The sequence below is a fragment of the Pseudogulbenkiania sp. MAI-1 genome (assembly GCF_000527175.1).
GTDB lineage: Bacteria > Pseudomonadota > Gammaproteobacteria > Burkholderiales > Chromobacteriaceae > Pseudogulbenkiania.
This window is the reverse complement of the sequence record NZ_AZUR01000001.1, coordinates 3,011,936-3,038,007: the sequence shown is the minus strand read 5'-3', so window position 1 is coordinate 3,038,007 and position 26,072 is coordinate 3,011,936. Positions and strand designations below refer to the sequence as shown.

Sequence of the window (26,072 nt, the reverse complement as noted above, 5' to 3'; positions counted from 1 at the left end):
CAGCCTGCAAAGGTTGGCCATAGCCATTTTGGGGGCGAGGGATCAGATCAGTGCGCGATCGGCCAGCAGCACGCCGTCCTCGTCGGCGTAGAGCCAGTCGCCGGGGCTCATGCTGACACCGCCGAAAGTGATGGTCAGGCCGCGCTGGCCCTCGCCGCGCTTGACCGACTTTCTCGGGTGGGTGTCCAGGGCGCGGATGCCCAGCGGCAGCGCGTCGAGCGCGACCGAGTCGCGGATGCAGCCGTACACCACGATGCCAGCCCAGCCGTTTTTCACCGCCAGTTCGCCGATCTGGTCGCCGACCAGCGCGCAACGGCGCGAGCCGCCGCCGTCGACCACCAGCACCCGGCCATTGCCCGGTTCCGTCAGCACTTCGCGTACCAGGGTATTGTCCTCGAACACCTTGAGCGTTTCGATCGGTCCCTGGAAGCGCGGGTGGGCGCCGAAACGCTTGAACATCGGCTCGAGCACGCGCACCTCGGCTTCGTGTGCGTCGCTCAGGTCGGTGGTCAGAAAGTCCATGATTTCTCCTTGTCGTGTGTTGATGTGTCGTTTTCCGGGCCTGGTCGTTCGGGCCGGTTTCTCCGTGGCCGTGAAGGAAGGACAGGCAAAAAGAAACCGCCCCTGGGGGCGGTCGTGGATCATTCGAGGCGCAGCGGTACGAACAAGGTGTTGTCCTGCCGCCGTACCAGGAGGGCGATGTTGCCCCCGGCGTTGGCCAGCGCCCGTTCGAAGCCTTTCACGTCGAGCACCTGGCTCTGGTTCAGGCCGATGATGATGTCGCCGTGCAGCAGCCCGGCGCGTGCCGCCGGCCCCTGGGCTTTCTGGATCAAGAGGCCGCCAGGCAGGCCCAGTTCGCTCTTCTGGGCGGCGGTCAGCTCGGTCAGCGTCAAGCCCAGCTTGTTGAACTGAAAGCTCTGCGGGGCCGGCTCCGGCTGTTGCGATTGCTGCGGTGTCGCGACGTCGCTGGCCAGTTCGCCCAGCACCACCGAGACATCCTTTTCCGTCCCCTTGCGCCACACGCCGAGCTTGATCTTGGCGCCCGGCTGCAGGCCGCCGACCAGGATCGGCAGGTCCTTGGAGTTTTCCACCAGCTTGCCGTTCAGGTGCAGGATGATGTCGCCGACCTGCAGCCCGGCCTTGGCCGCCGGGCCATTCGGCTCGATCCGTACCACCAGCGCACCGTTTGGCTGCTTCAGGCCGAAGGACTGCGCCAGTTCCTGGCTGACTTCCTGGATGTGCACGCCCAATTGGCCACGGCTGACCTTGCCCTTGGCCTTGATCTGCTCGGCCACGTTGACGGCGATGTCGATCGGAATGGCAAAGGAGATGCCCATGAAGCCGCCGGAGCGGCTGTAAATCTGCGAATTGATGCCGACCACCTCGCCGCGCAGGTTGAACAGCGGACCGCCGGAGTTGCCCGGGTTGATCGCCACGTCGGTCTGGATGAACGGTACGTAATTCTCGTCCGGCAGACTGCGCCCCTTGGCCGAGACGATGCCGGCGGTGACGGTGTTGTCGAAGCCGAACGGGGCGCCGATGGCGGCAACCCACTCGCCGACCTTGAGCTTGGCCGGGTCGCCGATCTTGGCCACCGGCAGGCCGGCGGCGTCGACCTTCAGCACCGCCACGTCGGTGCGCTTGTCGAGGCCGACCAGCTTGGCCTTCAGCTCGCGCTTGTCGGTCATCATGACCTTGATCTGCGAGCCGCTGGCCACGACGTGGGCGTTGGTCAGGATGTAGCCGTCGTCGCTGATGATGAAGCCGGAGCCGTACGAGACGCTTTCGCTCGGCGCCTGCTCCTGCGGCGGCTGGTTCGGCATGAAGCGGCGGAAGAAGTCGTAGAGCGGGTCGTCCTCGGGGATCGGGAACGGCAGTTCGTTCTGACTGGTGGCCGTTTCGAGCTTGGTGGCCTGGATGTTCACCACGGCCGGGCCGTCGCGTTCCACCAGTTGGGTGAAATCGGGCAACAGCATGGCCACCCGCCCGTCGTTCTGGGCCGGAATGGCGACGCTGGGGTTGTCGCCTTTGAACAGGCGCTCGATCTTGTCGCAGCCAGCTAGCAGCGTCACCGCCAGGGCGGCGCTGGCAATGGTGCGGAAATACGGAGTCACGGAACATCCTTTCTGGTTATGACAGAGTGGAGCTCGGGTCGGTCCGGCGTTTTTTCAAGCATTGGCGCCGCCGGCCGGCCCTCTGGAGTCCGCTCTCCCGCTTTCATCATACCGTTTTTGCTGGGTATTCACAGAGATCGACGATGGGACAGCGCTCGCATTCGGGGCGGCGAGCCTTGCAGATATAGCGGCCGTGCAGGATCAGCCAGTGGTGGGCGTCGACCAGGTATTCGGCCGGTACCACCTTCATCAGCTTGTCTTCCACCTCGCGCACGTCCTTGCCGGGGGCCAGCCTGGTCCGGTTGGCGACGCGGAAGATGTGGGTGTCGACCGCCATGGTGGCATGACCGAAGGCAGTGTTCAGCACCACGTTGGCGGTCTTGCGGCCGACGCCGGGCAAGGCTTCCAGTTCCACGCGTGTTTGCGGCACCTCGCCGCCGTGCTTTTCCAGCAGCAGACGGCAGGTGGCGATGACGTTCTTGGCCTTGGTGCGGTAGAGACCGATGGTCTTGATGTACTCGGCGAGCCCTTCCTCGCCCAGCGCGAGCAGGGCGGCCGGGGTGTTGGCGACGGGGAACAACAGGCGCGTGGCCTTGTTGACGCCGACATCGGTGGCCTGGGCCGACAGCACCACGGCGATCAGCAGTTCGAACGGCGTGCTGTATTCCAGTTCGGTACGCGGTTCCGGATTCAGTTCGCGCAGCCGGCGGAAAATTTCGCGGCGTTTGGCGGCGTTCACTGCTTGTCCTTGTCGGCTTCTTCCTTGGCGGCACGCATGGCGGCCGCGCGCTCCATCGCCTTGCGGATCAGTTCGTTCTTGTCGACGGCGGACGACCGGGGTGCCGAACTGGCCGTGCCGGTGGTGGCCGGAGTCGCTGCCGGGGCCGCCACGGCGGCGCGCTCGGCCAGCCGTTGGGCCTTTTCGGCTTGGTCGCGCGCCTTGCGTGCCTGGTGTTGTTCGTAGCGTTTGCGCGCCTGCTGGGCGCGCGCCATCACCTGTTCGCGCTTTGCGTCGTCCGGGTCGGTCACCGGCACCAGATCGATGCAGTCCACCGGACAGGGGGCGACGCACAGTTCGCAGCCGGTGCATTCGGCCGCGATGACGGTGTGCATCTGTTTGGCCGCGCCGACGATGGCGTCCACCGGACAGGCCTGGATGCACAGGGTACAGCCGATACAGCTGTCTTCCCGGATGAAGGCCAGCGCGCGCGGCTTGGGCTGCGGGCCGTCGGCGGCGAACGGGATGACCGGCCGTTCGAGCAACTCCGCCAGCGCCCGGATGCCGTCCTCGCCGCCCGGCGGGCAACGGTTGATCGGGTCGCGTCCTTCCGCCAGCGCCTCGGCATACGGCCGGCAACCGGCGTGGCCGCACTGGCCACACTGGGTCTGGGGCAGAAGGGCGTCGATCCGTTCGACGAGAGTGATCACGGGCATGCTGTCGGAGTCCACATCAAAACGGTTAATTATCCGTGCTCGTGGCCTCCGCTTCAATGCCTGTGCCGTGACGGCCGGGATCTCCGGCGGTGCGAAGGCCGCCGTTGATGCCGACAATTACCGCTGGTCAGAACGACAGCTTGGTCTGCAGCACCACTTCGCGCGGCTCGCCGACGTTGACTTGCAGGTTGCTGCCGCTGGTCGAGGTGTAATAGGTCTTGTCGAACAGGTTCTTGACGTTGAGCTGGACGTCGAGCTTGTTGCCGCCCAAGCGGGTCTGCCAGGCGACGAAGGCGTCGGCCACGGTGTAGGCGTCGAGCGCGAAGCTGTTGAGCGCGTCGCCCTGGCGTTTGCCGACGTAGCGCGCGCCGCCGCCGATGCGCCAGCGGTTGCCGTCGCTGTCCGGTGTCAGGTCGTAGGCGAGGAAGGCCGAGGCGGTGTGGCGGGCGACGTTGAACAACTGCTTGCCGACGTAAGCGGCCTGGTCTTCCCGTACCTCGGCGTCGGTATAGGCGTAACTGCCGATGGCGCTCAGTTGGCGCGTGAGCTTGCCGCTGACGTCGAGCTCGATACCCTGCGAGCGCACCTTGCCGACCGCGCGTGAGACGTCGTTCTCGGTCACCAGCACGTTGCGCTTGTCGATGCGATAGAGCGCAGCGGTGGCCGACAGGCGCCCGGTTTCGAACTTAACCCCGCCTTCATGCACCACGCCGCGTTCCGGCTCGAACGGGCCGCCTTCGTTGACCGAAGTATTGGGCTTGAACGATTCGCTGTAGTTGGCGTACAGCGACACGGCAGGCGTCACCCGGTATACCACGCCGGCCTGTGGCAGCACCTCGTTGCCGCTGGCCTGGTCGGTGATGACGTAGGGCCGCCCGGCGCCGCCGCTCTGGCGGTAATGCTGGTAGCGCAGGCCGCCGACGGCGATCCACTGTTCGTTCAGGTGCAGCGAGTCCTTCACCAGCACGGCCTCGGTCTCGACCTTGCTGCGCACGTCGCTCTTTTTGGCATTGACCTTGCTCGGGTAGGCGAGTTGGCCGTAGTCCGGGTCGAACACGTTGAAGCCGCCGACGGAGCTGCCGCGCAGGGCGTCGCCCTTGCTCTCGCGGTTCTGCTCCAGGTCCACCCCGAACAGCAGCTCGTGGCGCATCCCCAGCCAGTTCACGTCGCCCAGCAGGTTGGCCGAGGCGAGCAGGTTGGTGTCGTTGAAGGCGCGGTTGCCGTCGGCGCTGCGTGTGAGGATGCCGGTGCTGGCGTTGTAGGATACCGGGCGCGCCTGGTTGTCGCTGTAGCGGTGGTTGTTCCAGCCGGCGTTGAAGCGCGCGCGCCAGCTGTCGTTGAGGTCGTGTTCGACTTCGGCGGTGACGCTCTGCGCGATGCCTTGCGCCACGTTCCATGCCTCGTCCAGGCGGCGTTCGCGCGGGATGGCGATGGGCTGGCCGTTGCTGAACACCGTGCCGCGGTCGTAGGGGACGGAATAATCGAGGTACTCGTAGGCCACGCGGGCGCGGGTGCTGCCGTCGCGCCAGGCCAGCGACGGGGCGATCAGCTTGCGCCGGGTGGTGCCGAAGTTGCGCCAGTAGTCGGTTTCTTCCAGTTCGCCGATCAGGCGGTAGGCCAGGCCGCTGTCGCCGATCGGCCCGGTCAGGTCGAGACTGCCGCTGCTGCCACCGAAGCTGGAACTGGTCAGCGTCACGCTGCCGCCCTGCTGGTATTGCGGCTTCTTGGTGATGACGTTGATGATGCCGCCCGGTTCCTGGATGCCGTACAGCAGCGAGGCCGGGCCTTTCAACACTTCCACCTGCTCGGTGGTGGCGCTGAAGTTGCGCGGCAGGGTGGAGCGTACGCCGTCGCGCAGGATGGAGCCGTCGGCACGGCTGCCGAAGCCGCGCCGGATGAAGCTGTCCCAGGTGTTGGCCAGGGTGTTGGTCTGGGTCACGCCGCTGACGTTGGCGAGCGCCTCGTCAAGCGAGCTGGCCTGCTGGTCCTGCAGCACCTGGTGCGGCACCACGTTGAGCGCCTGCGGCGTCTCGATCAGCGGCGCCGGGCTGCGCGTGGCGCCGCTGCTGTTGCGGGGCTGGTAGTCGTTGCCGGCCGGGGCGTCGGCGCTGACTTCGACCACGGCGAGTTCGGCGGTGTCGTTCGGGCTGGCATAGGCGGGGGCGGCGAGGGCGAGGGCGAGGCCCAGCGCCAGCAGCGAGGTATCGGTTTTGGTCATTTTGGTGATCGTTATAAGTGCGGAGGGAGTGTGATAGCCGCTTTTTATGAGGGAACTGGTCGTTTTTTGCTAGGTAACGAGAAAGATTCTCATTATAATTGTTGTCTTGCATCAAGCCAATAGGCCTGGCCTGCTGCCGGGCACGACAAGGACAATCATGAAACGATGGATCATCCTGCTGCACCGCTACCTGGGGCTCGCCTGTGCGTTGGGCGTGCTGATACTGGGCCTGAGCGGCGGCCTGCTGGTGTTCAAGAAAGAGCTGTCGACGGCGAGCGGCGAGCGGCCGGCGGCGGTGAGCGGGCCGTTTGCCGGTTACCAGGCGCTGTACCAGGCCGCAACGGAGCGTCATCCGGGCGGTAGCGTCAACCTGCGTTTCGGCGAGACCTTGGCCGAGCCGGTGCAGGCGCGCATCCGCGGCGCCGGCGAAGAGCGGTTGCTGTGGCTCGACCCGGTGACGGCCGAGGTGGTGAGCGACCGCGCGCCAGACGAAGGCCTGTTCAACTGGCTGCGGGAGTTGCACGAAGCGCTGCTGATGGACGATGCCGGCGAAACGCTGGTCGGCGTTATCGGCATCGGCCTGTTGCTGATGGCGATCAGCGGCCTGATCTACTGGTGGCCCAAGGACTGGAAGCGGGCGTGGCGCGTGCGCACCGACAAGGGGATGCGCATCCTGGTGAGCGACCTGCACCGCGTCGCCGGCGCGGCCTTGTCGGTGGTGCTGTTGATCAGCGCGCTGACCGGCGTGCTACTGGTGTTCTCCAAGCCGGTCAACGGCTGGATCAACGCGCTCTACGGCGCCAAGCCGGATAAGGGCGTCAAGGTCGTACCGGGAGACACCCGGCTGCCGCTGGACCTGCTGGTGGCCAAGGGCGACGCGGCGCTGCCCGGCGGCCGGCTAGTGGATATTCGCGTCGACGCCAAGGCCGACAAGCCGGTGCTGCTGCGTAAGCGCCTGCCGGGCGAGATCCAGCCCAACGGCCGCAGCATGGTCGAGGTCGACCCCTACCGAGGTGAGGTGCTGAAGGTGCGCCCGGTCGATAAGGCCGAGCCGGGCATCCGCCTGACCACCTGGGTGTACGCTTTCCATATCGGTTCGGTCGGCGGCCTGCTGCACCGCGTGCTGATGCTGGTGACCGGCCTGGTGCTGGCCATGCTGGGGGTGTCCGGCGTGTACCAGTGGGCCGCGCGCGAGTGGAAGCAGCGCCGGGCCGCTCCCAGGCGTTTGGCGACGCGCGGGGCGTGAGACGAGGCGTCGGGTAGCGGGCTGAGATATCGGCACGGCATCGCGGCGGCTGTCTTGATGCTCTTCCTTAATCCCATAGGCCGGCGGAGGTAGAGCCGGCTGCTTATTGATAGCGCCGTTCGATGGCGGCGCTGGAACCATCCTGATTCATCACCTGCAGCAGACGGTTCAGGCGCTCGATCCGTTGCCCATCGATAGCCGGGTTGCAGGCCAGGTAGAGCTCGGTATGGTGGAAGGTGAACAGCGGGACGATCTGCCCGCGGTAGCCGTTTTGCCGAATCAGGTATTGGCCGCTCGGCTCGCCGGTGGCCCAGAAATCGATGCGCTTGAGCATCAGCTTCTGCACGTTCTGCGCATCGTAGCTGGTGAAATCCACGGTAAAGCCGCGTGCCTTGAGAAACACCCCGACGGCATCGTCGCGATAGCCGCCGAGTACGTATGGACGCAGTTCTTCCAGGGTTTTCGGGCGGCGCGTATCGTCGGCGCGGGCGAAGACCACCCAGTCGTTCCGTACCAGCGGCCCCACCCATTGGAAGCGGTTCTCGCGTTCCGGGGTGCGGGTGGTGGAGAAGACGCAAGTGTCCTTGTCCTGCTGCGCCATCAGGTAGGCACGCGACCAAGGGTAGGCGGCGAGGGTATGGGTCTCGCCCGCGCGCCGCATCAGTTCGCGCACCTTGTCGGTGGCGATGCCGGATATGACGCCTGTGCGCGAGTCCACCATGTTGAAAGGCGGGGCTTCTTCCGTGGTCAGGGTCAGCACTTCACCCGCCACCCCCAACGGGAAGCACAGCGCAACGGCTGCCAGCCAATGTCGATACACGTCCGCCTCCCATACAAAAGCGTTGGCGTCACCGACACTATGGCGCGTTTTTCGGGGAATGCAATCCTACGCACGGGTGACTAGCCCGCTTCCCATGGACGCGCGTGCCCGGCACAAAAAAAGAGCCCGGCTTGCGCCGGGCCAAAGTCCTGTTACACACAGACAGATACATCAGGAACAGGTAGTCGGTATCAGGATACGGTTTCCTTGAGCTGGCCGAGGATCTGCGGGTTCTCCAGCGTGGAGACGTCCTGCACGATCTCCTCGCCGCGGGCCAGCGAGCGCAGCAGGCGGCGCATGATCTTGCCGGAGCGGGTCTTGGGCAGGTTCTCACCGAAGCGGATGTCGTCCGGCTGCGCGATCTTGCCGATCTCGTGCGCCACCCAGCTCTTCAGCTCGGCCGCCACCTTCTTGGCTTCGTCGCCTTCCGGGCGGGCGCCTTTCAGCACCACGAAGGCCACCACGGCTTCCCCTTTCACCTCGTGCGGCTTGCCGACCACGGCGGCTTCGGCCACCAGCGGGTTGGCGACCAGCGCCGATTCGATTTCCATGGTGCCCAGGCGGTGGCCGGACACGTTCAGCACGTCGTCGATGCGGCCCATGATCCAGAAGTAGCCGTTCTCGTCACGGTTGGCGGAGTCGCCGGCGAGGTAGTACTGGCCGTTGAACTCTTCCGGGAAGTAGGTCTTCTTGAAGCGCTCCGGATCATTCCAGATGGTGCGCACCAAGCTTGGGAACGGCTTCTTGATGACGAGGAAGCCGCCGCGGCCCGGTTCCACCTGGGCGCCCGATTCGTCGACGATGTCGGCCATGATGCCCGGCAGCGGCAGGGTGCACGAACCCGGCTTGGTCGGCACCGCGCCCGGCGTCGGGGCGATCATCACCGAGCCGGTCTCGGTCTGCCACCAGGTGTCGACGATCGGGCAGCGGCTGCCGCCGACCACTTCGTAGTACCACATCCAGGCTTCCGGGTTGATCGGCTCGCCCACGGTGCCCAACAGGCGCAGGCTGGACAGGTCGTATTGTTTCGGCAGATCGGCACCCAGCTTGATCAGCGAGCGGATGGCGGTCGGCGCGGTATAGAAGGTGGTGACCTTGTGCTTCTCGATCATGCTCCAGAAACGGCTGGCGTCCGGGTAGGTCGGCACGCCTTCGAACACGATCTGGGTGGCGCCGTTGGCCAGCGGGCCGTAGCAGATGTAGGAGTGACCGGTGATCCAGCCCACGTCGGCGGTGCACCAGAACACGTCGTTCGGCTTGTAGTCGAATACCCAGCGGAAGCTGTTGGCCGCGCCCAGCAGGTAGCCGGCGGTGCTGTGCTGGATGCCTTTCGGCTTGCCGGTGGAGCCGGAGGTATAGAGGATGAACAGCGGGTCTTCGGCATTCATCCATTCCGGTTCGCAGGCTTCGGACTGTCCTTCGACCAGCTTGTGCCACCACACGTCGCGGCCTTCGGTCCAGTTGGCGCCGCCGTTGGTGCGCTGGTAGACGATGACGTTCTTGACGCTGGCGGTGCCTTCCATGGCCAGCGCTTCGTCGACGGTAGCCTTCAGCGGAACGGTCTTGCCGCCGCGCAGGCCTTCGTTGGCGGTGATGACGGCCTTGGCGCCGGCATCTTCGATACGGTCTTTCACGGCGCCGGCGGAGAAGCCGCCGAACACCACGGAATGGATGGCGCCGATACGGGCGCAGGCCTGCATGGCGACGATGGCTTCGATCACCATCGGCATGTAGATCACCACGCGGTCGCCCTTGCCGATGCCGAGGCTCTTCAGGCCGTTGGCGAACTGGCAGACGCGGCGGTGCAGTTCGGCGTAGGTGACGCGGGTGACGTCGCCGTCATCCGCTTCGAAAATCAGCGCGATCTTGTTGGCGTTGAGCGGCAGATGGCGGTCGAGGCAGTTGTAGGAAACGTTCAGCACGCCGTCGTCGAACCACTTGAAGAACGGGGCGTTGCTGTCGTCGAGTACGCGCGAGAACGGCTTCTTCCAGGTGATCAGTTCACGCGCCAAGTCCCCCCAGAACGACAGGTAATGATCGTCAGCCTGCTCGCACAGCGCGTTGTAGGCTTCCATGCCGGAGATGCTGGCCTTGCGACGAAAGTCGTCGGAGGGCGGGAAGCTGCGGGTTTCTTTTAGGATCGATTCGAGGGTGGACATTGTATTCTCCTTGTAGCGGGCCCGGTGCCGCACCCCGGGGGGTGCGGCGGGCTCTGAGTTGCAGATTAATGCTTGGACGCGCCGCTGGCGCCGATGCCGGTCATGGCACGGACGTACTGGGCGTCGAATTGGGCTTTCTCGTCGCTGGCCTGTTTGGAGCTATCCAGCACCGAGAACAGCCAGGTGAAGGCGAAGGCCAGGGTCATCGAGAACAGCGCCGGGTTCTTGTACGGGAAGATCGCTGCTTCGTTCTTCATCACGTCGACCCATACCGCCGGGCCGAGCACGATCAGCACCACCGCCGAGATCAGGCCGATGAAGCCGCCGATCACCGCGCCGCGGGTGGTCAGACCTTTCCAGAACATCGACAGGAACAGGATCGGGAAGTTGGCCGAGGCGGCGATCGAGAATGCCAGGCCGACCATGAAGGCGATGTTCTGCTTCTCGAACAGCAGGCCCAGCACGATGGACACCACGCCCAGGATCACGGTGGTGATCTTGGAGACGCGGATCTCGTCGGCTTCGTTGGCCTTGCCCTTCTTGAACACCGAGGCGTACAGGTCGTGCGACACGGCCGAGGCGCCGGACAGGGCGAGGCCGGCTACCACCGCCAGGATGGTGGCGAAGGCCACGGCGGAGATGAAGCCGAGGAACAGGTCGCCGCCCACTGCCTTGGACAGGTGGATCGCCGCCATGTTGGAGCCGCCCACCAGCTGGGTCACTTCCTTACCGTTCTTGACGATGGTTTCCATCATCCCCGGCTGGTTGAGCACCAGCATGATGGCGCCGAAGCCGATGATGAAGGTCAGGATGTAGAAGTAGCCGATGAAGCCGGTGGCGAAGAACACCGACTTGCGGGCTTCCCTGGCGTCGGACACGGTGAAGAAGCGCATCAGGATGTGCGGCAGACCGGCGGTACCGAACATCAGGGCGAGACCCAGCGAGATCGAGTCGATCGGATCGGCCTTGCCCGGGGACATGATGGCGACGCCCTTGGCGTGCACTTCAGTGGCTTTCTGGAACAGCGCTTCCGGGCTGAAGCCGACCGAGGCCAGCACCATGAAGGCCATGAACGAGGCACCAGCCAGCAGGATGATGGCCTTGATGATCTGCACCCAGGTGGTAGCCAGCATGCCGCCGAAGGTCACGTACAGCACCATCAGCACGCCGACCAGGATCACCGCGGAGGTGTAGCTCATGCCGAACAGGAGCTGGATCAGCTTGCCGGCGCCGACCATCTGCGCGATCAGGTACAGCGCCACCACCACCAGCGTCCCGGTGGCGGCGAAGCTGCGCACCGGGGTCTGCTGCAGGCGGTAGGAGGCGACGTCGGCGAAGGTGAACTTGCCCAGGTTGCGCAGCCGTTCGGCCACCAGGAACAGGATCACCGGCCAGCCGACCAGAAAGCCGATCGAGTAGATCAGGCCGTCGAAGCCCTTGTCGAACACCATGGCGGAAATACCGAGGAAGGAGGCGGCCGACATGTAGTCGCCGGCGATGGCCAGACCGTTCTGGAAGCCGGTGATGCCGCCGCCGGCGGTATAGAAATCGCTGGCGGAACGGGTGCGTCGCGCGGCCCAGTAGGTGATCCCCATGGTGAAGGCGACGAAGATGAAGAACATGATGATGGCAGGCCAGTTGGTGGCCTGTTTCTGCACGTCGCCCTCGAAGGCACCGGCGGCGAACGCCAGTGCCGGGGTCAGTGACAGACCGGCCAGGGCCAGTGCGGTTAGGCTTTTTTTCATTGTTTTGCCTCCTCAACGATTTCCTGGTTCAACTGGTCGAACTCGGTGTTGGCCTTGCGCACGTAGATCCCGGTCAGCACGAACGCCGACACGATGATCAATACGCCGACCGGAATGCCCACCGTGGTGATGCTGCCTTCACCCAGCGGCGTGCCCAGCACGCCGGGGGCAAACGCCAGCAACAGTATGAAACCGTAGTAGATCACCAGCATGACTGCGCTCAGCGTCCAACCCAGGCTCGTCTTCTTGTGAACAAGCTCTAGAAACTTCGGGTTGGATTGCACGCGCTTCAGAACATCTTCGTTCATTGCATCCTCCTTTGTGATGGCGATCCGTTGACCGCTGTTGCAACCTTACGGGGCGCCACAGGGGGCGGCTAATCGCTTTTTCTGATAGTGAAAATTTGCCGCGCAGATGTTGCGGCGCAAAAATGTAATGGAAACAAAGTGTTAGAGTGAAGCAAATGCTTGGTTCGCCCATGAGGGAGACTGTCATCGTTTTTTTTGATAGGGGAAATTCGTTGGAGCGATGGACAGGGGAAAAAGCCATTGAAAACAAGGCAATGGAGAGGGCTGTCATGACGTTAACCCATGCTAGCATCAGGGCCTTCCCGGTGTTGCGCGGATGCCCTAGGGCGTGTTCACAGTCGCTTTATCGCTGCGGCCGAACGTTGCCGGATGCAGCGCAAAGCGCGAGTCCCGCCGCAGTGTCATTCACTGCCAGGGATGAGCAATGCCGCGATGCGCCGGCAACGTCCGGCCCCGTAGGGCTGGCACGACAAACGGCCATCTGCGGTGTTGTCAGGCTTGGCCTTGGAACCACCAAGGCCTGCACCTTCCGCCTGGCAGCTGACCCTTTGCCCTGCCAGCGCAGCGGATAAAACGACTGTGAACACGCCCTAGGGACTTGTCTCGCATTGCCCGATGGATCAACAATAGGCTCCCCGCCGGGTCGGGACCACAGAAAAAATACAGATGATCCGGAGCTTGCCGAACGAGAAACCACATGGAAATCTATCAGTTGCGTACCTTTGTCACGGTCGCCCAGCAGGGACACCTGACGCAGGCCGCGGAGTTGCTGCACCTGTCCCAGCCGGCGGTGACGGCGCAGATCAAGGCGCTGGAGGAAGAGGTGGGGATGCCGTTGTTCGAGCGCACCACCGGCGGCGTGATGCTGACCCGGGCGGGGCAGGAACTGTTGCCGCGCGCCCAGTCGATTCTTGAGTCGGCCAAGGATATCCTCAACCACGCCCGCCATCTCAAGGGGCAACTCGCCGGCAAGGCGCTGATCGGTGTGTCGCTGACGCCGGAAATCCTGCGGCTGGGGCCATGGGTGGCACGCCTGACCGAGAAATACCCGCTGCTCGATCTGCGCCTGCAGCATGGGGTGACCGGCGGCATTCTCAATCTGGTGCGCAAGAAGGAGCTGGATGCGGGTTTCTATCTGGGCAAGAACCCCTACGTCAACGTCAACACCGTATTGCTGGCCGAATTGCCCTTCGTCATCGTGATGCCCAAAGGGTGGGAGAACCGGGTCGACATCACCGTGCCCAAGGAACTGGGCAAACTGCCCTGGGTCGGTATTTCGCAGTTCTCCAGCCTCTGCAAGATTACCTCCGAATTGTGGCGGGATCTGAACATTTCGCCGAAGAAGGTCGCCGAATGCGACCACGTGAACACTATCCTCGACATGGTCTGTTCCGGCGTGGGGCTCGCGCTGGCGCGTGCCGAAGAGGCTCAGGTGGCCGCCGACAAGGGACTGGTCACCATCGTGCCGGGCATCTGCAAACTGGCTGAGCTGCAGTTCGTCTACCCGTCCGACCGCGTCGGGGATCTGATTCTTGAAGTGTTGCTGGAAGAACTGGCGGCGGTCTGGCAGCTCGGGCCGTCATCCCCGCATTGATTTCCCAACAGGGAGGCGTGGCATGTCCTATCAGCTGATGGCCGGCACGTTGGCCGCCTATCTCAAGGCCCTGGAAGCTAACCAGCAGCGTTGGCTGGAAGCACAGCGCGAGCTCTATCAGAGCTGGTCGGCGGCGATGCGGCCCGGTTACCCGCTGGCGGAAAACGAACTCCAGCATCGGCTGGATGGCACCTTGCTGGCCGGGGTGACGTTGAGTCAGGTGCCGCTCGACTCGCAGCACCGGCTGATGCAGGTGACCGAAAAATGGGTCGCCGCGCTCAACCGCGCCATGCTGGACAAGCTGGAGCATGAGAGCCTGCACCCTTCCATCGCCGTGCTGCGCCAGGCGCTGCAGCTGGGCGATGCCTCGTACGGGGCGCTGTCCAAGGCCTCGCGCCAGGTCGGCCATTTCGCTTCGACCAGCTTTTCCTCGGCGACGGTGAAGGCCGCGCGCGATATGCGGCACGTCTGGAAACAGCGCTAGGCGAATTTTTGTATCCCGCCATGCTTGGTTGCCGGTCAACCAAAAACCCTCTTGCGTGTCAGGTGTTTATGTCCGGTCCCGCCGTTTAGAATGGGGCATGAACACCTTTTCCTCCCTCGGCTTCGGCCAGCGTTTCCAGTCGCTTCCCCCGGCGTTCTATCGTCGGGTCGATCCCACCCCCTTGCCCGATCCCTACCCGGTCGCCGTCAGCCGGCCGCTGGCCGCGGAGCTCGGCGTGGCCGGCGATTCGCTGCTCGGCGCCGATGCCATCGGCGTGCTGAGCGGTTCGGCGCTGCGTCCCGACCTGAAGCCGGTGGCGGCGATTTATTCCGGCCATCAGTTTGGCGTCTACGTGCCGCAGCTGGGCGACGGCCGCGCCTTGCTGCTGGGCGACACCGTGGCGCAGGACGGCCGGCGGATGGAGTGGCAGATCAAGGGCGCCGGATTGACGCCGTTCTCGCGCATGGGCGACGGCCGGGCGGTGCTGCGCTCCAGCATCCGCGAGTTCCTTTGTTCCGAGGCGATGCACCACCTCGGCATCCCCACCACGCGAGCGCTGGCGATCATGGGCTCGGACGCGCCGGTGTACCGCGAGACGGTGGAAACGGCGGCGGTGGTGACGCGGGTGGCGGAGAGCTTCCTGCGCTTCGGCAGCTTCGAGGTGTTCTATCACCGCGGCCAGCACGACGAGATCCGCGTGCTGGCGGACTATGTCATCCGCCACCACTACCCGGCCTGCCAGGAGGCGGCCAATCCCTACCTCGCGCTGTTCAGCGAGGTGACGCGGCGCACCGCCGAGCTGATCGCGCAGTGGCAGGCGGTGGGTTTCTGCCACGGCGTGATGAACTCGGACAATATGTCCATCCTCGGCCTGACCATCGACTACGGCCCGTTCGGCTTCATCGACGGCTTCAATGCCGCGCACATCTGCAACCACTCCGACCACGCCGGCCGCTACGCCTACAACCAGCAGCCGCAGATCGGGCTGTGGAACCTGCACTGCCTGGCCTCGGCCTTGCTGCCGCTGGTGAGCGAGGAGGAGCTGGTGGCCGTGCTGCGCACCTACCGCGATACCTTCGAGGCGGCTCATCTGATGCGGCTGCGCGCCAAGCTCGGCCTCGCCGCCGAGCGCGACGATGACGACGACCTGATCAACAGCCTGTTCCTGACGCTGCACGCCCACCGCACCGACTTCACTATCTTCTTCCGCCGGCTGGCCGGATTCCGTCAGGACGACGCGCTCAATGCCCCGATCCGCGACCTGTTCGTCGAGCGCGAGCAGTTCGACGCCTGGGCCGCGCGCTACCGCGAGCGGCTGGCGTGGGAAGGCAGCGTCGACGCGGAGCGGGCCTTGCGCATGAACCGCGTCAACCCCAAGTACGTCCTGCGCAACTACCTGGCCGAGGTGGCGATCGCCAAGGCGCGTGACGAGCGCGATTACAGCGAGATCGAACGCTTGAGCCGCTGTCTGGAAAAGCCGTTCGACGAGCAGCCCGAGTTCGAGTCCTACGCCGGCTTCCCGCCGGAGTGGGCGGAAGAGATCAGCGTCAGCTGCTCCAGCTGAGGGAAAGGTGCGATGCGCCCACCAAGCCGTTTCATCCTGATTGCCACCAGCCTGCTGGTGCTGCTGCACGCCTACATCGGCCTGCGTCTGTTGCCTGACCTGCCGATCGGCACTGCAGGACGGGTGGTCGGAGGGATGGTGCTGCTACTGTCTTGCGTGCTGATGCCGCTAGGCCTCATGACGCGAGCCATCGAGCGCCAGCCGTTGGCTGACCGCCTGGCGTGGGCGGGAATGCTGATGATGGGCTGGTTCTCGTCGCTGCTGGTGTTGACCCTGCTGCGCGATATCGTGCTGGGTATCGCTGCCTTGCTGCTTCCGGCCATGGAGATGCCGCCCATGGCGCGCTGGTCGGCCATCGCCGTGCCCTTGCTGGCCGCCTTGGCGACTCTGATCGGGTTTGTGAACGCGCGCCGGCGCGCTCGGGTGGTCGAGGTCGAGGTGCCGCTGGCCGGTCTGCCGGCGGCCCTCGACGGCTTCACCATCGCCCAGATCAGCGATATCCACGTCGGGCCGACCATCAAGCGCGGCTACTTGAATGCGATCGTCGATGCGGTGAACGGGCTCGAGGCCGATGTGATCGCGGTGACGGGCGACCTGGTCGATGGTAGCGTCGAGCAGTTGGCGGCGCATACCGCACCGCTCGGCCGTCTGACGGCGCGGCACGGTGCCTATTTCGTCACCGGCAACCACGAGTATTACTCCGGCGCCGCCGCCTGGGTCGAGGAACTGCGGCGATTGGGCTTGCGCGTGCTGGAGAACGAGCACGTGGTGCTGCAACACGGTGGTGTCGATCTGGTGGTGGCCGGCGTCACCGACTATAGCGCGCATCATTTCGACCCGGCGCAGCGCAGCGATCCACGCGTCGCGCTCGAGGGCGCACCGGCGGCAGCCACGCCTCGCATCCTGCTCGCCCACCAGCCGCGCAGCGCCCCGGCGGCGGCGGAGGCCGGTTTCGACCTGCAGCTGTCCGGCCATACCCACGGCGGGCAGTTCTGGCCGTGGAACCTGTTTGTGCGCCTGCAACAACCCTACACCGCCGGCCTGCACCGCCTCGACGCGCTGTGGGTCTACACCAGCCGCGGCACCGGTTACTGGGGGCCGCCGAAACGCTTCGGCGCGCCGTCGGAGATCACACTGGTGCGGCTGGTGGCCGCGCCGGAATCCCGCCTCTAACAAAACTGCCCAATAAAACGATGGGGCGTCTCCCCCGCGCATCAACGGCGTTTTGTGAGCAATGCTTAGCCGGACAAACGGTCCAGGGGGCTTTGCACCCCCTTTCCACCTCGGTTGAGCACATGGGTGTAGATCATGGTGGTTTGCACGTTCTCATGGCCGAGCAACTCCTGCACGGTGCGGATATCGTAGCCGGCCTGTAGCAAGTGCGTGGCAAAGCTGTGTCGGAGCGTGTGCGGCGTAGTGGGTTTGGCCATGCCGAGCCTGTGCACAGCCTGCTTCATTGCCCGCTGCATGCCTTTCTCGTCCACATGATGCCGGCGAGTTATGCCCGAGCGTGGGTCGATCGAAAGCTGGGAGGAGGGGAAAATATACTGCCAGCCCCCATTCCTTGCCGGCCCCCGGATATTTACGCGCTAGTGCGTAAGGCAGATGAACCTCACCATGCCCTTGCGCCAAATCGGCTTCATGCACGGTTTGAACTCGGGTCAAGTGCTGCCGCAGTGGTTGGACCAGGGCAAGTGGCAGCATTGTCACCCGATCCTTGAACCCCTTTCCTTCTCGCACCAGAATTTCGCGCTGGCTGAAGTCGACATCTTTTACGCGCAGGCGTACCCCTTCCATCAGGCGCAAGCCGCTGCCATACAGCAAATGTCCGAGTAACTGCCATGTGCCTGACAGCAGTGCCAGTACCGCCTGGACTTCCGGCTCGGTCAACACGACTGGCAGCCGTTTGGGAGTCTTCGCCTGCTCGATGTCTTCCAGCCAGGGCAATTCGACTCCCAGGACCTCTCGATAGAGAAACAACAGTGCCGACTTGGCCTGATTCTGAGTGGAGGCCGATACACTGCGCGCGACGGCCAGGTAGCTCAGAAAGGCCTCAATCTCGGGCTTGCCCATGCTCCGTGGATGCTGCTTGCCATGGAACAGAATGAAGCGTTTGACCCAATCCAGATAGGTCTGCTCAGTGCGGATGCTGTAATGCTTGAGTCGGATGCGATCACGGACTTCATCTAACAGACGTTTCCGGGGTAGTTCTTCGGGAGGGGGTAGTTTGGGGTGTCCTGGCAAGAGCGGACAGCTCCGATTCAAGCGGCCTTGGCTGAATTCCAGTACTTCCGGGTAAATTCAGCCGGCGCCAAGTAGCCAAGCCGCGAGTGACGGCGTTGGCGGTTATAGAAGATTTCGATGTACTCCCTGATCGATGCCTCCGCCTCCGCCCGCGTTGCGTAACGGCGATGGTGGACGAGCTCGTTCTTCAACGTTCCCCAGAAGCTCTCTATCGGCGCATTGTCGAAACAGTTCCCCTTGCGTGACATCGAGCTATGCATCCTGAACTGCGTCAGCAAATCCCCGTAGGCCTTGGCGCAGTATTGGCTGCCACGATCCGTATGGTGGATCAAGCCGGCCGGCGGCCGCTGGTGCTGGACCGCCCGGAACAGCGCCTTGCTGACCAGTTCGGTCGTCATCCGCGCGCCCATCGCATAGCCAACGATCTCGCAGCTAAACACATCCTTCAGTGCCGCTAGGTACAGCCAGCCCTCGTCCGTCGGGATGTACGTTATATCACCCGTCCAGACCTGATTCGGGCGGGTCGGCTCGAACACCTGACCCAAGACATTCTCCGCGACCGGCAACGAGTGGGCCGAATTGGTGGTCGCCTTGAACTTGCGCTTCTGCCGGCACCGGATGCCTATCTGGCGTCGTAAACGGTCGATGCGATCACGCCCGGCCTCAAAGCCCATCGCCGCCAGTTCTGGCTGCAAACGGCGTACGCCATAGGTTTCCCGTGTTTTGGCATGTGCCGCCCGGATCGCCACTTTCAGCCGCTCGTCCTCTTGTTCTCGCTCAGATGGAGAACGTCCACGCCAGCCATAGTACCCAGCACGGGACACCGCTAGAACCCGGCAGGCCACCACCACCGGGAATAGGTTTCGGTGCTCTTCTATCCACGCGTACCGGGCAGTGATGCCTGAGCAAAGTACGCTGCAGCTTTTTTTATGACGTCTCGCTCCAGGCGTGCCTCTGCCAACTCCTTGCGCAGCTTGGCGTTCTCTGCTTCCAGCTCCGTGACACTGCGCGCCCCCGGCGCCGGTTGGTCACCGCCAGACCTCGCCGCTACAACCCAGTTAGCCAATGTACCCTTGGGGATACCCAGCCGCCTGGCCGCCCCTTCAAGGCTGAGCCCTTGCTCAAGTACCAGCTTTACCGCCTCAGAACGGAACTCTACTGGATATGTCTTTCTGGTCTTCATTTCACACTCCCGATTGTCAATGGTAACAATCGGAACTGTCCGCGGGAATCAGGCTACCCCACACCGCCAGACCTCGCCGCTACAACCCAGTTAGCCAATGTACCCTTGGGGATACCCAGCCGCCTGGCCGCCCCTTCAAGGCTGAGCCCTTGCTCAAGTACCAGCTTTACCGCCTCAGAACGGAACTCTACTGGATATGTCTTTCTGGTCTTCATTTCACACTCCCGATTGTCAATGGTAACAATCGGAACTGTCCGCGGGAATCAGGCTACCCCACACCGCCAGACCTCGCCGCTACAACCCAGTTAGCCAATGTACCCTTGGGGATACCCAGCCGCCTGGCCGCCCCTTCAAGGCTGAGCCCTTGCTCAAGTACCAGCTTTACCGCCTCAGAACGGAACTCTACTGGATATGTCTTTCTGGTCTTCATTTCACACTCCCGATTGTCAATGGTAACAATCGGAACTGTCCGCGGGAATCAGGCTACCCCACACCGCCAGACCTCGCCGCTACAACCCAGTTAGCCAATGTACCCTTGGGGATACCCAGCCGCCTGGCCGCCCCTTCAAGGCTGAGCCCTTGCTCAAGTACCAGCTTTACCGCCTCAGAACGGAACTCTACTGGATATGTCTTTCTGGTCTTCATTTCACACTCCCGATTGTCAATGGTAACAATCGGAACTGTCCGCGGGAATCAGGCTACCCCACACCGCCAGACCTCGCCGCTACAACCCAGTTAGCCAATGTACCCTTGGGGATACCCAGCCGCCTGGCCGCCCCTTCAAGGCTGAGCCCTTGCTCAAGTACCAGCTTTACCGCCTCAGAACGGAACTCTACTGGATATGTCTTTCTGGTCTTCATTTCACACTCCCGATTGTCAATGGTAACAATCGGAACTGTCCGCGGGAATCAGGCTACCCCACACCGCCAGACCTCGCCGCTACAACCCAGTTAGCCAATGTACCCTTGGGGATACCCAGCCGCCTGGCCGCCCCTTCAAGGCTGAGCCCTTGCTCAAGTACCAGCTTTACCGCCTCAGAACGGAACTCTACTGGATATGTCTTTCTGGTCTTCATTTCACACTCCCGATTGTCAATGGTAACAATCGGAACTGTCCGCGGGAATCAGGCTACCCCACACCGCCAGACCTCGCCGCTACAACCCAGTTAGCCAATGTACCCTTGGGGATACCCAGCCGCCTGGCCGCCCCTTCAAGGCTGAGCCCTTGCTCAAGTACCAGCTTTACCGCCTCAGAACGGAACTCTACTGGATATGTCTTTCTGGTCTTCATTTCACACTCCCGATTGTCAATGGTAACAATCGGAACTGTCCGCGGGAATCAGGCTACCCCACACCGCCAGACCTCGCCGCTACAACCCAGTTAGCCAATGTACCCTTGGGGATACCCAGCCGCCTGGCCGCCCCTTCAAGGCTGAGCCCTTGCTCAAGTACCAGCTTTACCGCCTCAGAACGGAACTCTACTGGATATGTCTTTCTGGTCTTCATTTCACACTCCCGATTGTCAATGGTAACAATCGGAACTGTCCGCGGGAATCAGGCTACCCCACACCGCCAGACCTCGCCGCTACAACCCAGTTAGCCAATGTACCCTTGGGGATACCCAGCCGCCTGGCCGCCCCTTCAAGGCTGAGCCCTTGCTCAAGTACCAGCTTTACCGCCTCAGAACGGAACTCTACTGGATATGTCTTTCTGGTCTTCATTTCACACTCCCGATTGTCAATGGTAACAATCGGAACTGTCCGCGGGAATCAGGCTACCCCACACCGCCAGACCTCGCCGCTACAACCCAGTTAGCCAATGTACCCTTGGGGATACCCAGCCGCCTGGCCGCCCCTTCAAGGCTGAGCCCTTGCTCAAGTACCAGCTTTACCGCCTCAGAACGGAACTCTACTGGATATGTCTTTCTGGTCTTCATTTCACACTCCCGATTGTCAATGGTAACAATCGGAACTGTCCGCGGGAATCAGGCTACCCCACACCGCCAGACCTCGCCGCTACAACCCAGTTAGCCAATGTACCCTTGGGGATACCCAGCCGCCTGGCCGCCCCTTCAAGGCTGAGCCCTTGCTCAAGTACCAGCTTTACCGCCTCAGAACGGAACTCTACTGGATATGTCTTTCTGGTCTTCATTTCACACTCCCGATTGTCAATGGTAACAATCGGAACTGTCCGCGGGAATCAGGCTACCCCACACCGCCAGACCTCGCCGCTACAACCCAGTTAGCCAATGTACCCTTGGGGATACCCAGCCGCCTGGCCGCCCCTTCAAGGCTGAGCCCTTGCTCAAGTACCAGCTTTACCGCCTCAGAACGGAACTCTACTGGATATGTCTTTCTGGTCTTCATTTCACACTCCCGATTGTCAATGGTAACAATCGGAACTGTCCGCGGGAATCAGGCTACCCCAGTCTGCACCCTGCAGGTGGCCGATATTGAGAGCGCACCGGATCGGATGTGCATCAAGGTGCGCCAGGCCAAAGGCGGCAAGGATCGCTATACCTTGCTTTCGCCCCGCCTGCTGGCGGGCTTGCGTACCTATTGGCACGTGTTTCGGCCGCCGCGGTGGCTGTTTCCCAATGGCTCAGGCGACGGCCCGATGGGCGATCAAACGGCGCAGCGCATGTACTATGCCGCCTGCGACGCGGCCGGGCTCACCGACGCGGCCGGCATCCATACCCTCCGCCACAGCTTTGCCACCCATCTGCTCGAAGCCGGTGTCGACCTCCATACCATCCAGCGGTTGCTGGGCCATGGCCATGTAGGCACCACCATGCGCTATCTGCATCTGGCGCAGCAGCGTCTGACCGGCACGGCTTCGCCGCTGGATTTGCTCGAACCACCACGCTGAGCCGTGTCGGCGAGCCGGCGCGTCGGGTTGGCCGAGGTACTGCGCACCTTCGGATCGGCCTATCTCGCCACGCACACGCTGTTCCCGAACCAGGCACGAGCCTGGCGGGCTATTGTTGCCTGCCGCACCGCGCAACTGGGTGGGCAGGTCGAGCGTTGCGATGCCTGTGGCGCGACGCGGTACGTCTATCACTCCTGCCGTAATCGGCATTGTCCCTTGTGCCAGACGCGTGCCAAGGAGGCCTGGCTGGCGGCGCGTCGGCGCGAGTTGCTACCGGTGCCGTACTTCCATTTGGTGTTCACGCTACCGCATGCGCTCAATGGGCTCGTCGCGCGCCACGACCGTCTGGTGTATGAACTGCTGTTCGCCGCGGCCAGCAGCACGCTGACCGAGTTTGCCGCTAATCCCCGCTGGCTTGGTGGCGTGTCCGCCTTCACCCTGGTGTTGCATACCTGGAAGCAGGATCTCGGTCGCCACATTCACGCGCACGCACTCGTCGCTGGCGGTGCGCTCACCACGCAAGGCGAATGGGTACAACCGAAACGCGGTTTCCTGTTTCCCGTGCACGCCCTCTCGAAGGTGTTTCGCGGCAAGTTCATGGCGGCACTGGCAGCGCAGCGCCAGGCAGGCCCACTGGAGGCGGACACGGCCCTCACCGACCCAGCCTGGCGCATGCTGACCCGCGAGTTGCACCGGACCGACTGGGTGGTCTACGCCAAGCAACCACTGGGCGGCCCGTCACAGGTGCTCGAGTATCTGGGGCGGTATACCCATCGGGTGGCAATTTCCAACGAGCGAATCGTTGGCCTGGAAGCGGAGGGCGTTCGGCTGCGTGTGCGCGATCCAAGCCGCCCTAAGGGGCGGCGCGTGATCGCACTGCCCGCTGTTGAGTTCATCGCCCGCTTCCTGCTGCACGTGCTGCCGAGGGGCTTCAAGCGCATTCGCCATTATGGTTTGCTGGGCCCGGCCAAGAAGCGTGTCGGTCTGGCTGCGGCGCGTACGGCCTTACGCGCACCACCGCCACAGCCGGCCGTGATCGAATCGGCCGAGGCCTTCCTGCGCCGGGTGGCACGGATCGAATGGATGTGCTGCCCCTATTGCCATGCGGGACGCTTGGTATCGATTGATGTGATTCAGCCTGCGCCAATCCAAGCGCCCGCCCCACGAGGACCACCATGATGGGTCAGCAGAAGCAGCATGTCAGTCATTTCCTGTGACAGGGCGCGTACAACGGCCAGGGTGTTGTTCGTGCTGGTGCCGCCTTTACCGCGCGATACGCTGACTCAGCGAGACTTCCCGAGCCGAGTTTCAGGTTCGGTATGGCATCGTTACCAAGTAATTTGCCGCCTACTGCGACGATTTCATATGCCAAACGATTGACAGCTGCGTTGTCCGGCCTACAATCCCCATAAATGCCGCCTGAGTCGCGGTCCAGTTCAACAAGGTTTATCCGCCGCCGAGGACATGGTGAGGTTCAGCAGTGGGGCGGCGGCAGATAAACGAATATAAAGGGACTTCCCCTGCCGCAGCGCGGCATGGCCGCCAGCATCGATGTGCCAAGATTGAGTTGCGAACATCAATCTGAATCACGGAGAGGAAGTCACTATGGATATTAAGACCGTTGGCATTGACTTGGCAAAGGACGTCATCACCGTCTGCGCAATGGACCCGCATGGTAAGGTGGTCGACTCCCGTAACCTGCGCTTCGCCGCCCTCGCCGAATGGCTGGTGCAACTGCCCACCGGCTGCATCGTCGGTATGGAAGCGTGTAGCAGCGCCCACCACTGGGCGCGCCGCATGCTGGCGCTCGGCCTGCAACCACGCCTAATGGCCGCTGAATTCGTCAAACCGTTCCGCAAGAGCCGCCGCACAAAGAACGACCATAACGACGCCGAAGCGATCGCAATCGCCGTCCAGCAGCCCACCATGCGCTTTGTCACCATCAAGAGCGAAGCTCAGCAAGCTCGTCTCGCTTGGCACCGCCTGCGCGAAGGCTGGAAGGAAGAACGTACCGCGCTGATCAACCGTATTCGCGGCCTACTGCTCGAGTTCGGCTATCCGTTGCCGCGTGGCAACAGCGCCCTCTATCTCGGCCTGCAAGTTGCGACCCAGCACCAACCACTGCCCCTAGCATTTCGACGGTTACTGATCCGTGCGCAAATCCAGCTCAAGCAACTGGACGAACAACTAGCCGCTTGCGACCGTACCATCGCTGAGTCGGTACGTCAGGACGAGGATAGCCAGCGTCTGCAACAAGTCGGCGGCGTCGGACCGCTTACCGCCGATGCCGTTCCAGCCACAGTCGGCAAGGCGCGTGACTTCAAGAATGGCCGCCAGTTCGCCGCCTGGCTCGGGCTCACCCCAATTCAGTTCAGCAGCGGGGGCAAGACCAAGCTCGGACGCATCAGCCGACGGGGCGACAGCTACCTGCGTACCCTCCTGATTCAGGGAGCCAAGTCGACACTCCAAGGCGCACGGAAGCGCGCGCCAGATCGGCTCAGTCGGCTTGAACGCTGGATCATTAATCTGTACGGCCGGGTCGGCTACCACAAGACGCTGGTGGCGATTGCCAACAAGCACGCGCGCCAACTGTGGGCAATGCTGGCCAAAGAGGAGCGCTACAACCCGGATGCCTGGCAGCAGCGCCAGACAGCCTCATAAGGAGCACCTCCCGCCCCTGCGACTCGCAAGCGATAGCCAAACAGGTCAGACCGACCACCTGTGAACCTGACTAACAAGGTGGGCCCCAAGCCCGCTGCGGCTGATCCCCACAGCGACGGCGTGCCCGATGAACGAATGAGGCCAGGTGGAGCGGTTTATATGTTGGCCCGGGCGAAGTCAGCCCAACAAGGCCGGTTATGGAGATGCAGTCTGTTCTTGTGACGACAATCGCTGAAGGCAGGATGGGAAATGTGTTTCGGTTTCGTGCACGCACCGCAAGCACTGCGTGCACGAAACCGATTGAATAAACCCCAAGTCAGTTCATTGGGGTTGACGGGGAAGTCCTTATGGATTGTTAGCCTTTATGAGCGTGGCCATTTAGAGTTAAGTGAAACGTACTCATCTGAAGGATCTGCCTGCGAGCGCTTTCTCAAACTGGCAATTTAAATCGCAGAGTGGTTAGCCGCAGGAGCTAGGTCGGTGGCCTAACATTGCGAGAGCAATAGGGGTCTGACCCCTATTATTCCCCTATTATCCCCTTGCTATATTTCGGTGATCATGAGAAAAATTTTTCTTCTTCTTGCTTTTTTACCATTTTTCGCTGATGCAGGAGGGGCGTGCGATAAAGCCATTACAAACGCGGATATGCTTAGATGTGCGGAAGTAGAATATTCGGCCGCAGACAAGAATCTGAATGCCATTTATAGTAAGCTTCTTAAGAAATTGGATGCTGAAGGGCAACGCAAGCTGAGGGCGTCGCAACGTGCTTGGATCAAGTTTCGAGACCTAGATTCTGAGTTCTCCGGTGACATTAACCGCGGGGGTAGTGCGGAATCACTGACTATCATTGGTGCACAGACTCTAATGACTGAAGTACGAGCCAAGGAGCTTGAGCAGGAGCTTAAAATACGTGAATAAAATTGATCCTAACTTTGGGTCCTGGTCTAACCAGGCGTTCGAGAGGGACGGTCCACGCGTTGCGCGGCCCGCCCCTCAACTTTGGCGTTGGGCGCTTAGAAATGGATGCGCAATTGAGTAGCTCACTCCGCCAGGATGTCGTAAAAAGAATGGGATTCTTCTTGAACCCAGAGAATTTGGAGTGGTTCAACGTCGAGGCATGGCGACCCATCTCAAGTGAACAAGCCATTCGAGTTCTAAATACTCATGAGAGCTACTTTTGGTGCACGCGTTGGCCGGCATCAGAAAATTCCACCATCGAAGAACTCGATCGAGAGCGTGTTCTTGAGCGCATCCTCACCGTCGATGGTGCGAGTTCAGTAGCCATCCTTCCCTCTGATGACTCCTTCTTCATAGTTCTATCGAAGGCAGGCTTTTCAATTGCTGGCGGGAACGTATGACCGCGCCCAACCCATCATTCCACCGGACCTGTCGCGGCAAGCCGCGCCAGTCCGGTGAATTCAAACGTTGAGG

Annotated in this window: 21 protein-coding genes and 11 pseudogenes; 10 read left to right on the top strand and 22 right to left on the bottom strand. The window is 62.6% G+C overall.

The window, feature by feature from the left end; all coding sequences use genetic code 11:
• Nucleotides 1-42 precede the first annotated feature (42 nt).
• The 5 genes from rraA to PSEMAI1_RS0114135 form a co-directional block, all read right to left on the bottom strand.
• Nucleotides 43-522, bottom strand: a complete 480-nt coding sequence (gene rraA, locus PSEMAI1_RS0114155) for a ribonuclease E activity regulator RraA (protein ID WP_024303516.1) — start codon at nt 520-522, stop codon at nt 43-45.
• A 119-nt stretch (nt 523-641) separates the two neighbouring features.
• Entirely contained in the window at nt 642-2,114 is a 1,473-nt protein-coding gene (locus PSEMAI1_RS0114150) for a DegQ family serine endoprotease (protein ID WP_024303515.1), read from the bottom strand.
• Between the two features lie 106 nt (nt 2,115-2,220).
• A complete protein-coding gene (gene nth, locus PSEMAI1_RS0114145; RefSeq protein WP_024303514.1) occupies nt 2,221-2,853 on the bottom strand; it encodes an endonuclease III in 633 nt (210 codons plus the stop codon).
• Complete coding sequence (gene rsxB / locus PSEMAI1_RS0114140; RefSeq protein ID WP_084612705.1) at nt 2,850-3,563, bottom strand: electron transport complex subunit RsxB; 714 nt, start codon at nt 3,561-3,563, stop codon at nt 2,850-2,852. The genes nth and rsxB overlap by 4 nt, the downstream gene beginning before the upstream one ends.
• A gap of 112 nt (nt 3,564-3,675) precedes the next feature.
• On the bottom strand, nt 3,676-5,766 hold the full coding sequence (locus PSEMAI1_RS0114135) for a TonB-dependent siderophore receptor (RefSeq protein WP_024303512.1): 2,091 nt from the start codon (nt 5,764-5,766) through the stop codon (nt 3,676-3,678).
• A gap of 157 nt (nt 5,767-5,923) precedes the next feature.
• Between PSEMAI1_RS0114135 and PSEMAI1_RS0114130 the strand changes: the two genes are divergently transcribed.
• A complete protein-coding gene (locus tag PSEMAI1_RS0114130) occupies nt 5,924-7,012 on the top strand; it encodes a PepSY domain-containing protein (protein ID WP_024303511.1) in 1,089 nt (362 codons plus the stop codon).
• A 103-nt stretch (nt 7,013-7,115) separates the two neighbouring features.
• Here PSEMAI1_RS0114130 and PSEMAI1_RS0114125 read toward each other — a convergent pair whose 3' ends face one another.
• From PSEMAI1_RS0114125 to PSEMAI1_RS0114110, 4 genes are all read right to left on the bottom strand, one after another.
• The gene (locus PSEMAI1_RS0114125; RefSeq protein ID WP_156943150.1) at nt 7,116-7,832 is read right to left on the bottom strand and encodes an ABC transporter substrate-binding protein; all 717 of its coding nucleotides are present in this window, start codon (nt 7,830-7,832) and stop codon (nt 7,116-7,118) included.
• Nucleotides 7,833-8,023: 191 nt separating this feature from the next.
• Nucleotides 8,024-9,991 (bottom strand): acetate--CoA ligase, encoded by a 1,968-nt coding sequence (gene acs / locus PSEMAI1_RS0114120; protein ID WP_024303509.1) that lies wholly within the window; start codon nt 9,989-9,991, stop codon nt 8,024-8,026.
• 65 nt (nt 9,992-10,056) lie between these two features.
• A complete protein-coding gene (locus tag PSEMAI1_RS0114115; RefSeq protein ID WP_024303508.1) occupies nt 10,057-11,736 on the bottom strand; it encodes a cation acetate symporter in 1,680 nt (559 codons plus the stop codon).
• Nucleotides 11,733-12,044: a DUF485 domain-containing protein gene (locus PSEMAI1_RS0114110; RefSeq protein ID WP_024303507.1), complete on the bottom strand. Its 312-nt coding sequence runs from the start codon at nt 12,042-12,044 to the stop codon at nt 11,733-11,735. Before PSEMAI1_RS0114110 ends, PSEMAI1_RS0114115 begins: the two co-directional genes overlap by 4 nt.
• 697 nt (nt 12,045-12,741) lie before the next feature.
• On the opposite strand from PSEMAI1_RS0114110, the gene PSEMAI1_RS0114105 reads away from it, so the two are divergent.
• The 4 genes from PSEMAI1_RS0114105 to PSEMAI1_RS0114090 all read left to right on the top strand — a co-directional run bounded on the left by PSEMAI1_RS0114105 (nt 12,742) and on the right by PSEMAI1_RS0114090 (nt 16,859).
• Complete coding sequence (locus PSEMAI1_RS0114105; RefSeq protein ID WP_024303506.1) at nt 12,742-13,638, top strand: LysR family transcriptional regulator; 897 nt, start codon at nt 12,742-12,744, stop codon at nt 13,636-13,638.
• 22 nt (nt 13,639-13,660) lie between these two features.
• The gene (locus PSEMAI1_RS0114100) at nt 13,661-14,122 is read left to right on the top strand and encodes a hypothetical protein (RefSeq protein WP_024303505.1); all 462 of its coding nucleotides are present in this window, start codon (nt 13,661-13,663) and stop codon (nt 14,120-14,122) included.
• A 97-nt stretch (nt 14,123-14,219) separates the two neighbouring features.
• On the top strand, nt 14,220-15,686 hold the full coding sequence (locus PSEMAI1_RS0114095) for a YdiU family protein (protein WP_024303504.1): 1,467 nt from the start codon (nt 14,220-14,222) through the stop codon (nt 15,684-15,686).
• Nucleotides 15,687-15,698: 12 nt separating this feature from the next.
• Nucleotides 15,699-16,859, top strand: a complete 1,161-nt coding sequence (locus tag PSEMAI1_RS0114090; protein ID WP_024303503.1) for a metallophosphoesterase — start codon at nt 15,699-15,701, stop codon at nt 16,857-16,859.
• A 65-nt stretch (nt 16,860-16,924) separates the two neighbouring features.
• Here the strand turns inward: PSEMAI1_RS0114090 and PSEMAI1_RS22425 are convergent.
• The 13 genes and pseudogenes from PSEMAI1_RS22425 to PSEMAI1_RS21410 form a co-directional block, all read right to left on the bottom strand.
• Nucleotides 16,925-17,930: pseudogene (locus PSEMAI1_RS22425) on the bottom strand (integron integrase).
• Nucleotides 17,931-17,947: 17 nt separating this feature from the next.
• A protein-coding gene (locus tag PSEMAI1_RS21465; RefSeq protein ID WP_156943097.1) for an IS3 family transposase occupies nt 17,948-19,113 on the bottom strand; the annotation gives its coding sequence in 2 pieces (ribosomal slippage) (nt 17,948-18,849 and nt 18,849-19,113; 1,167 coding nt in all).
• Nucleotides 19,114-19,166: 53 nt separating this feature from the next.
• Nucleotides 19,167-19,328: a transposase gene (locus tag PSEMAI1_RS21460; RefSeq protein WP_084612704.1), complete on the bottom strand. Its 162-nt coding sequence runs from the start codon at nt 19,326-19,328 to the stop codon at nt 19,167-19,169.
• Nucleotides 19,329-19,396: 68 nt separating this feature from the next.
• Nucleotides 19,397-19,543 (bottom strand): annotated as a pseudogene (locus PSEMAI1_RS21455) (transposase); the annotation flags it as partial.
• A gap of 68 nt (nt 19,544-19,611) precedes the next feature.
• Nucleotides 19,612-19,758: pseudogene (locus PSEMAI1_RS21450) on the bottom strand (transposase); the annotation flags it as partial.
• A 68-nt stretch (nt 19,759-19,826) separates the two neighbouring features.
• A pseudogene (locus PSEMAI1_RS21445) lies at nt 19,827-19,973 on the bottom strand (transposase); the annotation flags it as partial.
• Between the two features lie 65 nt (nt 19,974-20,038).
• Nucleotides 20,039-20,188 (bottom strand): annotated as a pseudogene (locus tag PSEMAI1_RS21440) (transposase); the annotation flags it as partial.
• 68 nt (nt 20,189-20,256) lie between these two features.
• Nucleotides 20,257-20,403 (bottom strand): annotated as a pseudogene (locus tag PSEMAI1_RS21435) (transposase); the annotation flags it as partial.
• A gap of 68 nt (nt 20,404-20,471) precedes the next feature.
• Nucleotides 20,472-20,618: pseudogene (locus PSEMAI1_RS21430) on the bottom strand (transposase); the annotation flags it as partial.
• A 68-nt stretch (nt 20,619-20,686) separates the two neighbouring features.
• Nucleotides 20,687-20,833, bottom strand: a pseudogene (locus PSEMAI1_RS21425) (transposase); the annotation flags it as partial.
• Between the two features lie 68 nt (nt 20,834-20,901).
• A pseudogene (locus PSEMAI1_RS21420) lies at nt 20,902-21,048 on the bottom strand (transposase); the annotation flags it as partial.
• A gap of 68 nt (nt 21,049-21,116) precedes the next feature.
• A pseudogene (locus PSEMAI1_RS21415) lies at nt 21,117-21,263 on the bottom strand (transposase); the annotation flags it as partial.
• 68 nt (nt 21,264-21,331) lie between these two features.
• A pseudogene (locus tag PSEMAI1_RS21410) lies at nt 21,332-21,478 on the bottom strand (transposase); the annotation flags it as partial.
• A 19-nt stretch (nt 21,479-21,497) separates the two neighbouring features.
• On the opposite strand from PSEMAI1_RS21410, the gene PSEMAI1_RS0114070 reads away from it, so the two are divergent.
• From PSEMAI1_RS0114070 to PSEMAI1_RS21855, 5 genes are all read left to right on the top strand, one after another.
• Complete coding sequence (locus tag PSEMAI1_RS0114070; protein WP_024303500.1) at nt 21,498-21,980, top strand: tyrosine-type recombinase/integrase; 483 nt, start codon at nt 21,498-21,500, stop codon at nt 21,978-21,980.
• A 27-nt stretch (nt 21,981-22,007) separates the two neighbouring features.
• Nucleotides 22,008-23,159 (top strand): IS91 family transposase, encoded by a 1,152-nt coding sequence (locus PSEMAI1_RS0114065; protein WP_029770730.1) that lies wholly within the window; start codon nt 22,008-22,010, stop codon nt 23,157-23,159.
• A gap of 426 nt (nt 23,160-23,585) precedes the next feature.
• The gene (locus tag PSEMAI1_RS0114060) at nt 23,586-24,641 is read left to right on the top strand and encodes an IS110 family transposase (RefSeq protein ID WP_024303498.1); all 1,056 of its coding nucleotides are present in this window, start codon (nt 23,586-23,588) and stop codon (nt 24,639-24,641) included.
• Nucleotides 24,642-25,199: 558 nt separating this feature from the next.
• Nucleotides 25,200-25,559: a lysozyme inhibitor LprI family protein gene (locus PSEMAI1_RS0114055; protein WP_036986543.1), complete on the top strand. Its 360-nt coding sequence runs from the start codon at nt 25,200-25,202 to the stop codon at nt 25,557-25,559.
• A gap of 101 nt (nt 25,560-25,660) precedes the next feature.
• On the top strand, nt 25,661-25,999 hold the full coding sequence (locus PSEMAI1_RS21855; protein ID WP_156943149.1) for a hypothetical protein: 339 nt from the start codon (nt 25,661-25,663) through the stop codon (nt 25,997-25,999).
• Nucleotides 26,000-26,072 lie beyond the last annotated feature (73 nt).

Bases quoted from the DNA above. Each gene is read 5' to 3' on its own strand.
- rraA (WP_024303516.1), bottom strand. From the start codon at position 522: ATGGACTTTCTGACCACCGACCTGAGCGACGCACACGAAGCCGAGGTG.
- PSEMAI1_RS0114135 (WP_024303512.1), bottom strand. From the start codon at position 5,766: ATGACCAAAACCGATACCTCGCTGCTGGCGCTGGGCCTCGCCCTCGCC.
- PSEMAI1_RS0114130 (WP_024303511.1), top strand. From the start codon at position 5,924: ATGAAACGATGGATCATCCTGCTGCACCGCTACCTGGGGCTCGCCTGT.
- acs (WP_024303509.1), bottom strand. From the start codon at position 9,991: ATGTCCACCCTCGAATCGATCCTAAAAGAAACCCGCAGCTTCCCGCCC.
- PSEMAI1_RS0114115 (WP_024303508.1), bottom strand. From the start codon at position 11,736: ATGAAAAAAAGCCTAACCGCACTGGCCCTGGCCGGTCTGTCACTGACC.
- PSEMAI1_RS0114110 (WP_024303507.1), bottom strand. From the start codon at position 12,044: ATGAACGAAGATGTTCTGAAGCGCGTGCAATCCAACCCGAAGTTTCTA.
- PSEMAI1_RS0114105 (WP_024303506.1), top strand. From the start codon at position 12,742: ATGGAAATCTATCAGTTGCGTACCTTTGTCACGGTCGCCCAGCAGGGA.
- PSEMAI1_RS0114100 (WP_024303505.1), top strand. From the start codon at position 13,661: ATGTCCTATCAGCTGATGGCCGGCACGTTGGCCGCCTATCTCAAGGCC.
- PSEMAI1_RS0114095 (WP_024303504.1), top strand. From the start codon at position 14,220: ATGAACACCTTTTCCTCCCTCGGCTTCGGCCAGCGTTTCCAGTCGCTT.
- PSEMAI1_RS0114090 (WP_024303503.1), top strand. From the start codon at position 15,699: ATGCGCCCACCAAGCCGTTTCATCCTGATTGCCACCAGCCTGCTGGTG.
- PSEMAI1_RS21460 (WP_084612704.1), bottom strand. From the start codon at position 19,328: ATGAAGACCAGAAAGACATATCCAGTAGAGTTCCGTTCTGAGGCGGTA.
- PSEMAI1_RS0114070 (WP_024303500.1), top strand. From the start codon at position 21,498: ATGGTAACAATCGGAACTGTCCGCGGGAATCAGGCTACCCCAGTCTGC.
- PSEMAI1_RS0114060 (WP_024303498.1), top strand. From the start codon at position 23,586: ATGGATATTAAGACCGTTGGCATTGACTTGGCAAAGGACGTCATCACC.
- PSEMAI1_RS0114055 (WP_036986543.1), top strand. From the start codon at position 25,200: ATGAGAAAAATTTTTCTTCTTCTTGCTTTTTTACCATTTTTCGCTGAT.
- PSEMAI1_RS21855 (WP_156943149.1), top strand. From the start codon at position 25,661: ATGGATGCGCAATTGAGTAGCTCACTCCGCCAGGATGTCGTAAAAAGA.